This is a genomic window from Aliiglaciecola lipolytica E3 (assembly GCF_000314975.1).
In the GTDB taxonomy this organism is placed as follows: Bacteria; Pseudomonadota; Gammaproteobacteria; order Enterobacterales; family Alteromonadaceae; genus Aliiglaciecola; species Aliiglaciecola lipolytica.
Genome location: NZ_BAEN01000036.1, coordinates 108,236 through 123,162 on the forward strand (window position 1 = coordinate 108,236; position 14,927 = coordinate 123,162).

Annotated in this window: 10 protein-coding genes and 1 pseudogene; 9 read left to right on the forward strand and 2 right to left on the reverse strand. The window is 40.5% G+C overall.

What is annotated here, in order from left to right:
- Nucleotides 1-9 precede the first annotated feature (9 nt).
- The 6 genes from ispH to GLIP_RS08700 all read left to right on the forward strand — a co-directional run bounded on the left by ispH (nucleotide 10) and on the right by GLIP_RS08700 (nucleotide 7,940).
- Nucleotides 10-951 (forward strand): 4-hydroxy-3-methylbut-2-enyl diphosphate reductase, encoded by a 942-nt coding sequence (gene ispH, locus GLIP_RS08675; protein WP_008844236.1) that lies wholly within the window; start codon nucleotides 10-12, stop codon nucleotides 949-951.
- Between the two features lie 342 nt (nucleotides 952-1,293).
- Nucleotides 1,294-1,929: a type IV pilus modification protein PilV gene (gene pilV, locus GLIP_RS08680; RefSeq protein WP_008844237.1), complete on the forward strand. Its 636-nt coding sequence runs from the start codon at nucleotides 1,294-1,296 to the stop codon at nucleotides 1,927-1,929.
- Complete coding sequence (locus GLIP_RS08685) at nucleotides 1,926-2,795, forward strand: PilW family protein (protein WP_008844238.1); 870 nt, start codon at nucleotides 1,926-1,928, stop codon at nucleotides 2,793-2,795. The genes pilV and GLIP_RS08685 overlap by 4 nt, the downstream gene beginning before the upstream one ends.
- Nucleotides 2,792-3,358, forward strand: coding sequence for a pilus assembly PilX family protein (locus GLIP_RS08690; protein WP_008844239.1), 567 nt, complete (start codon nucleotides 2,792-2,794; stop codon nucleotides 3,356-3,358). The genes GLIP_RS08685 and GLIP_RS08690 overlap by 4 nt, the downstream gene beginning before the upstream one ends.
- A 13-nt stretch (nucleotides 3,359-3,371) precedes the next feature.
- Nucleotides 3,372-7,457, forward strand: coding sequence for a PilC/PilY family type IV pilus protein (locus tag GLIP_RS08695; RefSeq protein WP_008844240.1), 4,086 nt, complete (start codon nucleotides 3,372-3,374; stop codon nucleotides 7,455-7,457).
- A gap of 15 nt (nucleotides 7,458-7,472) precedes the next feature.
- Nucleotides 7,473-7,940: a type IV pilin protein gene (locus tag GLIP_RS08700; RefSeq protein ID WP_008844241.1), complete on the forward strand. Its 468-nt coding sequence runs from the start codon at nucleotides 7,473-7,475 to the stop codon at nucleotides 7,938-7,940.
- 97 nt (nucleotides 7,941-8,037) lie between these two features.
- Here GLIP_RS08700 and GLIP_RS08705 read toward each other — a convergent pair whose 3' ends face one another.
- Nucleotides 8,038-8,781, reverse strand: a complete 744-nt coding sequence (locus GLIP_RS08705) for a hypothetical protein (protein ID WP_008844242.1) — start codon at nucleotides 8,779-8,781, stop codon at nucleotides 8,038-8,040.
- Nucleotides 8,782-8,993: 212 nt separating this feature from the next.
- On the reverse strand, nucleotides 8,994-11,237 hold the full coding sequence (locus GLIP_RS08710) for an acyl-CoA dehydrogenase (protein WP_008844244.1): 2,244 nt from the start codon (nucleotides 11,235-11,237) through the stop codon (nucleotides 8,994-8,996).
- Between the two features lie 358 nt (nucleotides 11,238-11,595).
- Here GLIP_RS08710 and GLIP_RS08715 point away from each other — a divergent pair, with 358 nt between their 5' ends.
- From GLIP_RS08715 to GLIP_RS08725, 3 genes and pseudogenes are all read left to right on the forward strand, one after another.
- Entirely contained in the window at nucleotides 11,596-13,902 is a 2,307-nt protein-coding gene (locus GLIP_RS08715; protein ID WP_008844245.1) for an efflux RND transporter permease subunit, read from the forward strand.
- Nucleotides 13,892-14,701, forward strand: a complete 810-nt coding sequence (locus GLIP_RS08720) for an outer membrane lipoprotein-sorting protein (RefSeq protein WP_008844246.1) — start codon at nucleotides 13,892-13,894, stop codon at nucleotides 14,699-14,701. Before GLIP_RS08715 ends, GLIP_RS08720 begins: the two co-directional genes overlap by 11 nt.
- Nucleotides 14,670-14,927: pseudogene (locus tag GLIP_RS08725) on the forward strand (hypothetical protein); the annotation flags it as partial. The gene GLIP_RS08720 and the pseudogene GLIP_RS08725, both read left to right, overlap by 32 nt.

The following is a 14,927-nucleotide window of genomic DNA, read 5'->3' on the forward strand; positions in this document are numbered from 1 at the left end:
ATGTAACCTATGCAGATTCATTTAGCTAATCCAAGAGGTTTCTGTGCCGGTGTAGACCGTGCTATAACCATTGTAGAACGTGCATTAGAAATCTTTGCACCGCCAATTTATGTGCGTCACGAAGTGGTTCACAATAAATTCGTTGTCGATGGTTTGAAAAAGCGGGGCGCAAAATTTGTCGATGAGCTAAACGAAGTGCCCGATGACAGTATTGTTATTTTTTCTGCTCACGGGGTTTCTCAAGCGGTGCGAAATGAAGCAGACAAGCGTGGCTTGAAAGTGTTTGATGCGACTTGTCCCTTGGTAACTAAAGTGCATATGGAAGTCATGCGGGCTAGTAAAAAAGGTACCGAATGCATATTGATTGGCCATCAAGGGCACCCTGAAGTTGAAGGTACAATGGGGCAATACGATAATCCTGCTGGTGGCATTTATTTAGTTGAATCGGTTGCTGATGTAGCTAATGTCCCTGTGAAGAATCCACAAAAGTTATATTATTGTAGCCAGACAACCTTATCTGTAGATGATACTGCAGATGTTATTGATGCGCTTAGAGATAAATTTCCTGCCATTGAAGGGCCTCGCAAAGATGACATTTGTTATGCCACCCAAAATCGACAAGATGCGGTGCGTGAATTGTCTGCCGATTGTGACGTGTTGCTCGTGGTAGGCGCACAAAATAGTTCTAATTCCAACCGACTTAGGGAGTTGGCAGAAAAGATTGGGGCGCAAGCGCACCTTATCGATAGCGCCGAATGTATTCAGAAAGAATGGTTGGACGGCGCCGCAAATATTGGCGTAACAGCTGGGGCGTCAGCACCTGAAGTGCTGGTAAAAGAAGTGATTGATAAACTGCTAAGCTGGGGCGCTGAACATGCAACTGAACGTCCGGGTCGCGAAGAAAATATCGAGTTTGCCGTTCCAAAAGAATTAAGAGTTAAACAACTCTAATCCATCTTTTTAGAATTTAAATCGCTGGCAACGGTTAATAGCCGTTGCCAATTGTTTAAAACATCTTTCTAAGGTATTGATTAGCATAACGAAGGTGGAACTATAGGCTCTATCTTTTAGCTCGTCCTACATTGATTCTGCAGACATCCTATCCTCTAAGATTCATACTTAACTACCTTAATTTCATACCTAAGCTGTGTTGAAGATAACCAAAACTTGTCCTAAATAGGCTAAATTTACTACCATCATTAAAGTCTTTCCGTAGGAAGTAAAGCAACTCACTATACTAACAGTTGCTTTTGACTTAAATTTGAACCGGTTAATCAAGATTCGGGAGTGGCGGTGGCTATCAGCATTACTAATCAACATAAATCATTACGTCAACATGGCGTAGGAATGATTGAGGTATTAGTCACCTTATTTATATTGTCTATCGGCATATTGGGCGTTGCGTCATTACAATTTATTAGCTCATTTTCAAATTCGGATGCGTTGAACCGTTCTCAATCTGTTATGGTTGCCCAACAACTTAGCGAACGGTTACGTGCCAGCGCTAGAATGTCACTGATTGGAGATGGCTTAGTCGTCGATCCAAATTACTTCAATACCGATGTGTATAACTTTAACAATCTTTCTTGTAATTCATCTGCCACTGATTATAACTGCTTTTGTTTAACTCGACCGGCTGCAATCCCAAATTGTGCTGGTGGGCAGTGTTCTGCATCTCAATTTGCTGTTTACGATGGGTATGAAGCATCTTGCTCTGCCGTATCTTCAAATCCAACCGTTAAATTGAATGTGACTTGCCAAGATAACAATGTTCTTGATGCTGAAGCATGCAGCACAGGTTCGCGAGTTAGTATCTTACTGTCTTGGCCGGTTGAAAACTGGAAAAACATCGATCGAGCGCTTAATGCGGAATGTAACGTAGATGAAAGCGAACCTCATGACTGCGTAAAATTGGATGTTTTGTTATGAAATCCATTTTTCGCAACCAACGTGGCTTCAGTTTAGTCGAAATTATGATAACTCTCGCCCTTGGCTTGTTAATAACTGGGGCAATCATTCAGGTTTTAGTCAGTAATAGTTTAACCGAAAGATTGAATCGGTCGTTATCATCTACCCAAGAAAGTGGACGATTTATTATTTCTCGCCTGCGAAATGAGTTTTTAATGGCCGGTTTATATGACGTGTTGGATCCCGATTTAAATAGAGACCTCGATGTAGTTTTAGAAAATGCCTTTGTACGTAATCACCCAGTCATTCTACCTGGCGACTTTAATGCGTTTAATGATGTAGGCTCGGTGCAAGGGGCATCAGGTACTAACGACAAAGTAGCGATCGCTTTGCAGGCTAGAACAGACTGCCGTGGATACAAGTTAGGCTATGCTGAGCAAGAAGAATTCTTCGTGGTTAACGAGTATTTTGTTGATGGTAAGACTCTGAAGTGCCGAGGGTTTGATGGTCGCGTATTGCGCGGTCAAAAAGCCGCTGTCGGCCACGATTCACATGCGGCTGTTACATTACTTGACGAAGTCGAAAGCTTTCAAGTGCAATATGGTTATACCAATAATTTATTAACTGGAGATAACTCTGCACGCCCGGTGAGTTACGTCACCGCTGATCAGTTACCTGCTGTTTTAGATGATGATGGCCAGGTCGTTGCCATACGCATAGCTGTGCTGATAAAAGGTGATGCAGAAGTGTCTCTTATATCTGTTCCTAGTTTTAAATTACTCAATGAAACAGCAATTTCACCCTCAGAAAAACGTCTGTTTAAATTATTTGAAACGACAATCACATTACGCAATGTGAAGAACTTTATGCGAAGTAGAAAAGTATGAAACAACAAGGGCTAGTAATGGTGTTTGCTTTGTTGGTACTAATGAGTTTAACCGTGCTCGGTGTAGCTTCTGTATCAAGTAGTTTAATGCAAAACAAAATGGCAGTATCGATGGAGAAACAATCGTTAGCATTTGATGCTGCAGAGTCGGCAATTGCGGGCGTTGTATTTGAAGCCGAAGATGAAGTTTTGCTGTCAGATCCAGATCAACTCGATCCATTATCACAAGCCAGAATGGGTAATGCTGTAGATTTAGCAAATGACGATATGAGTTGTTTTAATGATGAAGATTGGACCAATCGCGCAGTTACAGCAGCCAACGGTTTGCAAACCAACACCGTTCATATAGCGGAAGGGCTTTACGACGATAACCCTGCGATTACAAGTTGGTCAAGAACGGCGTTTATTGCTGAGCGCGCTTGTCTTGGTTCAAGCAATGTCATCGGCGGTAGTAACATTAATTGTCATGTTTTTATTATTAAAGGTTGCGGTCGCATGGAAGGCTCAAAATTCGCCGTTGCCAACACGTTAAGTGCATCGGTCTTTGCGCCAGCGTCACAATAGAGAGGTTGTATTTATGTCTATTAAGAAGGCGTTACATGCTGGGGGAGCATTTTTGCTGTCAAGCATGGTCATGTTTTCGGCATTTGGCGATGATTTAGAAATTTATTTAGGTAACTCAGACGCTGCGGTTGAATATTATCCAAATGTTCTATTTATTATGGATACATCAGGCAGTATGGGGGCATACGATAATACCAGCCAAACGCGTATGCTGCGTGTCCAAAATGCCTTAAAAGAAACCTTAAGCAAAGTTACAAACGTCAATGCAGGGTTAATGCGTTTTTCTGATTATGGTGGCCCGATTCTATACCCTATTAGTCAGATAGATTCGAGCGTTTTGCCCGTTATTACCAAGACCGTATCGGCAGGTGATGATGATGCACATGAAATTTTAGGTAACGTTAATAGAGGCAGTGATGAAGTTAGACTTACTTACGGAACGACAACTGTCACTAGCGGTTTTCGTTTTCAGGAGCTCAATATTCCTCAGGGTGCGACGATTACCGATGCATATCTTCGTTTAACCTCTGCACAGTTAAATACTTCCGATGCCAAGTTGAAAATTCGCGCTGAATTAGTATCAGATGCAACTGAATTTTCAAATGACGATTACGATATATCTTCACGTACACTTACGGCTAATGAAGTTAATTGGGACAGCGATAACAGTTGGCCATTGTCGGGAGAAACGCTTGCAAGTCCTGATATAACAGAAGTTATCCAAGAAGTGGTTGATCAATCGGGTTGGTGTGGAGCCAATGACTTAAATATTATTATCGAAGGTACAAGTGTAGATAGCTCCAGTGATCGCAAAGCTGAATCTTATGACGATGGTTCAGGTTCAGGTGTTCAATTAGTTATTGCTTACGATAGTTCTTCAACACCAGGTTGTGTGAGAGGGGAGTTTAACTATCAAGTAGCATCAAACCACGACAATGCTGAAGAACGTGGAAATGGCTATGAATCCACCGGGACCGAACTGACATTTAACGACTATTACAATGATTATGTAGGTATCCGTTTTAGGGGCTTAACATTGCCTCCCAATGCAGTTATTACTAATGCTTATATCCGCTTTACTTCCTATTCAAATAAAACGGGTAGTGGTGCTTCATTTGTTATTCGCGGTATTGATGAAGGTAACCCAGATAACTTTAAAAACTATAATAGATATTTGTTACGCAATAAATCCAAAACCTCTGCGTCAGTAACCTGGGGCAACATTCCAAAATGGTATAAAAATTACACTTACGAAACGCCTGATATATCTGCCATTGTACAAGAAATTGTCAATCGCGGGGACTGGGAATCAGGTAATGATATGGGATTTGTATTGTCTGATTTTAATGGCGTTCGAGGTGGTTATTCTTATAAAGGTAAGCCGTCAGGGGCACCTGAGTTAATAATTGAGTATCAGGGATTGTCTACACCGGGTAGTACTTCTACCGTTCGTGATCATCTAATCAGTAAAGTAGAAGAATTATCAGAAAATGGTTATACACCTATTGTTGATACATTGCTGGAGGCGACTAACTACTTTGGCGGTCTAGCGGTCGATTATGGTTTACAAAGGGGAAATAGCTCAGTTTCAACGTCTGTGCGCAAAAGCACTAGGGTAAGCCACCGGTTATCTTATATCGGTGATAATTCCGTATTGCCATATGGTTGTGATAAAGATGATTTGAGTTCAAGTAATTGCGTTGGAGAATATATTCCTTCAGGTGCGGTGTACCAATCTCCCATCGTAGACCAACAATGTCAGACTAATAATCACATTGTATTGTTATCTGATGGTGAAGCTAACAATAACCACAGTGTATCTAAAATCCAAACCTTATTGAATAAGACCTGTTCAGGCAGTGGGGGAGAAAAGTGTGGTGTAGATTTGGTTGCCAATATAGGGGATTTGGGTGATTCAGTTATTAACTCACGGATCATCACTCATACAATTGGATTCGCAACTAACAACAATGCAAGTTCGTTTTTAAATCAGTTGGCCATCAATGGCGGTGGTGGATTCTACAAAGTGGACAACTCTGCCGATTTAGTAAAAGCATTTTCTTCAATTTTAAAAACGGTGAAAGATGTTAATACAACCTTTGTTTCACCAGGTGTAGCAGTAAACCAATTAAATCGTTTAACCCATAACGATGAACTCTATTTCGCATTATTTAAACCTTCTGAAGGCGCTATTTGGCCAGGGAATTTGAAGCGCTACCGCATCGATGGCGATCAAGTTTTAGATCAAAATGGTTTAAAAGCAGTAGATGAAGGAACTGGTTTCTTTTCAGAAAATGCACATAGTTTTTGGTCTGTTTTAGCTGATGGGAATGATGTAAGAGAAGGTGGTGCCGCCAGTCGAATGAGTTTGTCACGCAATATTTATACCTTTGATTCTCCAGGGAATATTGCCGTTAATGAAAATCAAATTCATGAAAACAATAGTAGTATTACCACAGGTGATTTGGCAATTTCTGCACTACCAGACGCTGATGTTTTACGCACCGATATTTTGAAGTGGGTACGCGGTGTCGATGTACGTGATGAGGACGGCGATAATGACTATACGGATGTGCGCTTGGCTATGGGTGATCCGATTCATTCTCAACCAATAATCGTCAACTATTCTGAAACCGAAAGCGCGATTTTAGTTGCTACAAATCATGGTCTTTTACACTCTTTTGATCCTTCATCGGGCAGTGAAAATTTCGCCGTAATGCCTAAAGAATTACTTACGAATCAGTACGATTTATATAAGGATGGTTCTTCATTTAACCACATATATGGTTTAGATGGCGATATGGTTTTACGCAATACAGATAACAAAATGTATTTGTATGTTGGCATGCGTAGAGGCGGTAGAAACTACTATGCATTTGATATAACAAGCAAAACTTCACCTTCATTAAAGTTTGAAATCCGAGGTGGAAGCACTGGTTTTGAAAAGCTAGGACAAAGCTGGTCGCGACCAACTGTTACTAAGGTGAAAATTGGCTCAACTACGAAAGATGTCTTAATTTTTGCTGGTGGCTATGATGAGACGCAAGACGATAAACAAATCCGTAGTGCCGATGCGGTAGGTAACGCAGTTTATATGGTAGACGCTGATACTGGGAGTTTGTTATGGACTGCCAGTAACTCTGATGCGGATTTAGTCTTAACTGATATGCAATACAGTATTCCGGCAAGAGTATCGGTCATTGATAGGGAAGGAGATGGCGTTGCTGACCACATGTATATTGCCGATATGGGTGGACAGTTGTTTAGATTAGATATTCATAACGGTAAAGGTGTTAATGAACTGGTAACCGGCGGTGTGATGGCTAAATTTGGTGGCGATGCGATTACGGACAATAGACGCTTCTTTTATGGCCCTGACGTGTCAGAAATTAATTTAGGTGATGAGCACTTTTATGCCGTAGCGGTTGGGTCTGGCTATCGCGCACGTCCTTTGAATAGTGAGATACAAGACCATTTTTATATGATTAAAGATGAAGGTGTATTTAATCTAGATGAAAACGGTCAGTTTACTTTACCCGCTACACCGTATTTGATTTCAGATTTGTTTGATGCAACTGCGCATACACTCACATCTAGTGATGAAACTGAAAGAGAAATAGCAACATCTGAATTTGCTAATAAACACGGTTGGTATTTAACTTTGGGTGCCGGTGGTGAAAAAGTTCTAGCTTCACCGCTTATCATAGATTACAAATTATTTTTTACGACTTACTTGCCTGCTAGTGCTAACAATAGTGCATGTGCACCACCGTCAGGGAATAGTCGGGCATATTTGGTTAATTTGATTAATGCCAATGCAGTGACAGATTTAAATCAAGATGGCAATTTGGTAAATGAAGATCGATATGCTCAGTTGCAACAAACCGGAATCGCACCTGAAACCAAAATTTTGATTGAAGATATAACCACTCCCGTTGTGTGTTTAGGAACTGAATGTACTTCTGCAGTGATTGATATTGATGAAAATGGCGATGAAATAGCTTGTGGCACTGCCTTTGAATGTTTGGCCCAGAATATTTATGGTCGTTTTGAACGGGTTCTGAAAAGCAGTTGGAAAACTGAAGTTGAAAGAGAATAAACGAGGGGAATGAAAATGCGACGAAATCCGCAAAGCGGTTTTACCTTAATTGAGTTAATGATCGTAGTAGCCATTATCGGCATCATTACTAGTATTGCTTATCCTAGTTATCAAGGATTTTTAAAAACTAGCAACCGAGGAGCTGCACAGTCAGATTTAATGGCACTAGCAGCTGCTATGGAGCGTCATAAGGCCGCCAATTACACATATAAGGGAGCAGCAGAGTCTAATGCTGACACAGGTAAGCCTGCTATCTTTCATACTTATTCACCTTCATCTGAACCTGTTGCAAATAAGAAGTATGATTTAACTATCGAGAGCGTTTCTGCTTCGGGAAACAGTTATTTAATAACGGCAAAACCCGTGTCTGGTACGTCACAAGCTGGTGATGGTAATGTTTACTTTTACAGTGATGGCAGAAAAGCGTGGGATAAAGATAATAGTAATTCGCTATCTTCCAGTGAATATTGCTGGGGTTGTTAAGGTTCAATCAGCTTGAAAAAACAAAGATAAAAAAAGGCTCTATTGAGCCTTTTTTGGTTTTTAGTGGAGAAACGTTTTGTTTCTATAAAATTCGTTCTTAAGGCACACTAGGCGTACTTTCGGCGTTTCTTCGCCATTTTTCTAGTTCTGCTACTCTGCGGGTCAATGCACCGTTTACTTGGTCCAACGCAACCAGTTTAGCCTGAATGTCACCTACTTCTCTCGCATTATTATTGCTATCGGTTTTGACTTCAGCGAGGATCGTACTTAATTGAGCCAATTCGTTGGCTTGTTGAGTTAATTGTTCCTGCAGCACGACCAAGTTTGTTGAAACGGTGGAAAAGTCGCTCTCCATAACTCCCAGCTTTTTCAGCGTTTCTCTGTTTTGTTGCTTAACACTGTCAGAAAGCTGCGTGATATCAGCTTGATTCCTGCGCCAAGCTGAGGCCCAGAGTTTATCCATTTGAGCCCACAATTCATCCGTTTTTTCGGTAAGCTCAGAAACTGTTACTCTCAGCGCGCCAGCCGACTGGTCCATTTCTTCACCCGTTGCTGACAAACGTCTTTCTAACTCCGAGACTCGGCTGATGGCATTATCTAATGCAAGATCGCTTTGTACTTTTTGTTGGTAAAGCCAATAACTAGCGCCACAAGCACCCACTGCAATAATGAATACTAAGATAAGCCAGAATCCTGAAACTCCGCCTTTCGTTCCCTCATTGGGTTCTTTGTTTTTCTGAGGTTTACTTTTCTCTTTTGCTCTTGCGCGTTGAAAAGCTTCTCTATCTTCTTTGTCTAGAACGATATTAGGGAGATCGTTATCTAATCGCTCGTTTGCCATTGTGTCTTATCCAGCCTTAATTTATCTATATTAAAATGGGGTGATTAAAAAGATGATCGCTAATTCGATAATCTTCACTAATAGCGTTGATGTTAGCGTTTTTTCACTGTTGATGCTATCAATGCAGCGATTAACCTGCTTGTTGGGCACTAAAAAATAAAAATTTAAAAAAAAAGCAGGCTAAAAAGCCTGCTTCTTAAATAAAAGCCAGATTAAGCAGCGCTAGCTTGCTCCGATTCTTCCGACTGAAAAGTATCTACCAATTCTAAATCAAACGTATATTCATCTACTCTGACTGCAAGTTTACGTTTTTCATTGTAATCAAGTACCTGAGATACTTCGTTAGCGTCAAGTAAACCTTTTTCTGCGAATGTATTGACAATGTGTTCAAAGGTCAATGCAGGGACAACAGGTGTTTTACGTAATTGTTTTTGGATTTTCTTAAGAACAGGCATCGCAGCATGTTTAGCATCAAACGCTTGCTCGTTAATGAAATTACCATCACCAATAATAGGTTTAACTAAATGCGTCAATTCCGCTTTTATACTCGATTGTTGCATCGTAGCTGCTGATAATTGACGAACTAAGTCATCAGAAATCCCGTTTACAGAAGAACTGTATGTATTCGTCAATACCCGCATTAGACCGCGCGTAGCAGTGTTAGGGAAGTTATTGATGAAATTAACCAATGCTTGTTCACCTTGTTGCAAGCACCACTGAATCGCATATTCAAAATAAGGTAATGCTTCAGCACGATTGGATACTTTTTGCTCGTAGAATCGCACGACCGCCATAGCTGCGTACGTATAGCTCATCACATCACCTAGGCGTGCAGACAACAGCTCCGCTTTTTTCAAATCGCCACCTAATACGAGAAGCGAAAGGTCTGCTAATGGCGCTAGCTTAGCAGATAATGCGTTAAGGCGTTTTTCGTATTTTTTGACTTCTGGCATAGCGCTATTTGCAGAACGTGCAAACGGCACATAGCTATTCAACATGGCTCTGAAAGAGTTAGCAACGCTAAATTTGACTGTTTTACCTAATACTTTATTAAACGCACTGTCTGCAGATGATTCTTCGCTATGGATTAGGTCTACCATTTCTTTTAAGTACGGGTGGCAACGCATCGCACCTTGCCCAAAAATCATCAGATTACGCGTTAAAATATTTGCACCTTCAACCGTAATTGCGATTGGCAGTGCAGCATAACCGTTTGCTAGGGTATTTTGAGGTCCGCGTTGTATCGCTTTACCTGCTTGCACATCCATTGCTGAATTAAGCACATCACGGCCAAGTTCTGTCATATGATATTTCGCGATGGCAGTAACAACCGAAGGTTTTAAACCCAAGCCAAGACCTTCTGTGGTCAATACACGCATAGCTTCAAGTACAAAGGTTTTACCAGCGATATCGGCTAACTTTTCTTGAATACCTTCAAAACGGCCAATTGGTACACCGAATTGTTCACGTACAAATGAATATTCTGCAGTAGACTTAAAGGCTGTTTGTGCTGTTGCAACACCCATAGCAGGCAATGAAATACCGCGGCCTGCGCCCAAGCAAGCAACCAGCATTTGCCAGCCACGCCCGATATTCTTTTGTCCACCGATAATAAAATCCATTGGGATAAATACGTTTTGACCACGAGTTGTACCATTGTAAAAGCGCACACCCATAGGATCATGACGATTACCTAACTCAACACCTTCATGACTTTTTGGGATAAGGGCACATGTAATGCCAAGCTCGAGTGTGTCACCGATTAAGTGGTCCGGATCAAATACTTTAAACGCTAAACCAAGTACGGTAGCAATTGGCGCCAAGGTGATGTAGCGCTTGTCCCAACTCACGCTAAGACCAATAACTTCTTCGCCTTCCCACATGCCTTTAGTAACATAGGCTGCATCAGGAATTGCACCAGCGTCTGAACCTGCTTCAGGACCAGTTAACGCAAAACATGGAATATCTTGGCCGATACTTAGTTTTGGCAACCAATAATTTTGTTGTTCTTGAGTTCCATAATGCATCAACAATTCACCTGGACCCAACGAATTAGGAACCATGACCGTTACCGCAATCGCGCCACTCTTCGCTGCTATCGTAGCGACAATTGTAGAGTTAGCGTAAGGACTAAATTCTAACCCACCGAATTTCTTAGGGATAATCAGTGCAAAAAACTTATTCACTTTAAGGAAGGTGAGAATATTGTCAGGTATATGCTTGCTATTTTGAAGTTCAAAATCATCAATCATTTCTAACAATTGTTGTACAGGACCGTTTAAAAAGGCTTGCTCATCTTTATTAAGTTTTGCCGCAGGTATATCTCTTAATGCCTGCATATCTGGCTTACCTTGATAAATTGAAGATTCAATCCAAACGTCACCAGCATCTAAAGCTTCTTGCTCAGTTACTGAAATAGGAGGTAATACTTTCTTTAAACTTGTTCTAATACTCATTGTTAACACATCCGCTCATCTGACCAGTTGATTTAATACTACATGTTTTTAACAAAAGATCAAAGTACTCTACAAAAATATATGCAGATAAATTAATCTGTAAGCTAAGGGATATTTAATGAATAAATATGATTATCAAAGGGTTGCGGTGTTAAATAGAGGATTTTGTCAATATGAAAATATTCGTAGGCGTTGTATTATCATTGCTTACTAAGTCCAATTGAACATTTATACACACGTGTTAGTTTTAAGCTTTATTACTGCTTTACAAAGAATTAATTGGTTTATTGATGTATTGTTATTAGGTAAATAAAATAGCTTTGCACTGCGACCAATTCCCCCTTCTAGAGGATTAAAAATGCGCCGTTTTTGGTTGAATACCGTATTACACAGACCTTGGTTAACAATATTCTTCAGTATTTTATTTGTTTTATTGTGCGCTACAGGGGCACAAAAGCTGGCATTCAACGGTGATTACAAAGTTTATTTTGAAGAAGACAATCCACAACGTATCGCATTTGAAGAAATGCAGGCCATATTTAGCAAAAATGAAAATGCCAATATTTTAATTTCTCCAAAACAAGGAAGTATTTTCAATCCAAAAACCTTAAAACTTATCGCAGATTTTACCGAAGAGGCGTGGCAAACACCTTTGTCTAGTCGTGTCGACTCAGTTACCAACTTCCAACATACTTGGGCTGAAGACGATGATATGATAGTTGAGCAATTAATTTTGGATGCAAACGCCATTGATGAGCCTTTAGTTCAACGGGTTCAAGAGGTGGCGCTGAGTGAACCAAACTTAGTAAATCGATTGGTTGATGAGCAGGGTAGAGTTGCGCTGGTATCGATTACTGTTAATTTGCCTGATGGTGACAAATCTAAAGAAACGGCACAAATTGTAGACTCCATACGACAACTTACTGACAAATACCAATCCCTCTATCCAGACCATGAGTTTCACCATACAGGGATCGTTTTTATGAATGCTGCTTTTGAAAGCGCAGCAAAAGACGACGCAGCAACACTGGTACCGCTAATGTTTGTGGTGATATTAGTGGTTTTAGGTGTGTTATTACGTTCATTAATCGGCACATTAGTAACCTTGTTAGTTGTGGTTTTTTCAATTATTTCGACCATGGGTATCGGTGGTTGGATTGGGTTTGATTTAACCACGGCAACCGTAAATGTGCCGACCTTGGTCATGACCTTGGCGGTAGCCGATTGTGTACATGTTATCGCTTCACTACTGTATGAATTACGGCGAGGTAAGAGCAAAATTGAAGCAATCGAAACAAGTATGTTGCTTAATGCTAAACCTATTTTTATTACCAGTGCTACGACTGCTATTGGCTTTTTGACCCTAAATTTCTCGAATGTTCCTGCGCTTGCTGATTTAGGCACTATGACGGCAATCGGGGTTATGATTGCGTTTGTTCTATCGATTAGCTTTTTACCTGCCATTTTACGACTTTTACCAATGAAAGCGACCGTTAAGCAGGAGCAAAGCACAGATCAATTTGTCAAGCTGGGGGAGTGGGTCATTCGCCAGCATAAACGAATATTACCTTTTACCATTATTGTTGTGGTTGCGGCAGTAGGAAGCTCTTTCCTTAATACAATAAACGACACGCCAGTAGAATATTTTGATGAAACAGCAGAGTTTAAACAAGCCGCTGATTATCAAGAGCAAGTGCTAAGCGGTATGACAACAATTGATTTTGCGCTTTTTACCGAACAAGAATCAGGTATTAACGACCCGACTAATTTGAAACATATCCATGAGTTTAGTCAATGGTTGAAGGCGAGACCTGAAGTTGATAGCGTCTCAACTATTAGTGACGTATTTTTACGTTTAAACAAAAATATGCATGCAGACCAACCAGAATATTATAGGTTGCCAGAAAATCAGCAATTAGCTGCACAATTTTTATTGTTATATGAAATGTCCTTGCCATTTAATTTGGATCTCAACAATCAACTAAACATCGATAAGTCGGGCACGCGTATTTTTGTCACCATGCAAACCTTGGGTAGTAAAGAAATCACTGCGTTTGAAAAAGACGCTTATCAATGGGTTGCTGACAATGCGCCACAATTAAGATTAACCGCAGGTAGCCAAAACCTGATGTTTGCGCACATTGGTGAAGCGAATATGAACAGCCTACTGCGAGGAACCGTATTGGCACTTGTGTTAATCAGCGGTATTCTAATCTTTGCGTTAAGATCTTGGAAAATGGGATGCATTAGCTTGATCCCTAACTTGCTACCAGCGGCAATCGGCTTTGGTATCTGGGGGATATATTCCGGAGAAATTAATATGGGATTGTCAGTCGTATTAAGCATGGCTTTGGGTATAATAGTTGATGACACAGTCCACTTTTTAAGTAAGTATCAATATGCGCGACAGCAACATAAAAGTGCTGAAAACGCAGTTAGGTATGCGTTTAGAAGTGTCGGCAAGGCGTTGTGGGTCACCACAGTTGTACTTACTTTAGGGTTTGCAGTATTAACTTTATCTAGCTTTGCACTAAACTCTGATATGGGGCTGTTAACAGGTATTATTATTGTCGTTGCGTTAGCTGTCGATTTCCTGTTTTTACCCGCTTTTCTTTTGGTGTTTGACAAACAAAAATTGTCTGAGGAATCAAGCCATGAAATTTAATCGAATGCACTTTCAGCGTCTGAGTTTTTATTTTTCCGTTATTTTATTTGCAGCAGTCGCCAGCGATGGCATTGCGCAGTCGTCCCAAGAAAAAGGGCTTGAAATAGCCAAAGAGCGCAAACTTCGAGATCGTGGTTGGGGTGATTCTGTAGCTGAATTGACCATGATATTGCGCAATTCTCAAGGTCAGGAAACTGAAAGAGCCATGCGTTTACATGGCTTGGAAGTACTTGATGGTGGGGATAAATCTCTGACAATTTTTGATGAGCCAAAAGATGTAAATGGAACCGCTTTTCTGAATTTCTCGCATGCAAAAGAGCCAGATGAACAATGGATTTATTTGCCTGCTTTAAAGCGAGTAAAGCGTATTGCGTCGAGAAATAAATCAGGTCCATTTATGGGCAGTGAATTTGCGTACGAAGACATGACGGCCTTCGAAGTAGAAAAGTATACATACAATTACCTGGGTGAAGATACAGTTCAAAATCGTAAGATGTTTATTGTTGAACAAACCCCCATTGATGAATTTTCTGGCTATACACGACAAAAGGTTTGGATTGATCAAGAGCGCTACATTCCCTATAAAATTGAGTATTTTGATAAAAAAGATAGTCTCTTAAAAACGCTAGAATTAAACGAATATACGTTATATTTGGATAAGTATTGGCGTGCATTACGCACAGAAATGTTTAACGAACAAAATGGGAAAAGCACAGAGATAATCACCCATGAAATCGAATTTAAAACTGGATTAGAGGACAGCGATTTTGACAAGAATAGTCTTAAACGGGCAAGGTAGTGCAACTGCGTTAGCTCTTTTAACGTTGTTTTTTAGCGCGTCAAAATTATCAGCTAATGAAGTAGAAATTCGCGGTTCTGCAGTAATTGAACAACGTTACTTCTTGCAGGACGCGCTTTTTGAGCAACAAGAAAGAGCCAATCTTTCTGTTTATGGTGAAGCCGAAATTTATAAAGCCTTCAATGATGGCGACGATAGTATCTCGTTTAAACCGTTTTATCGTATA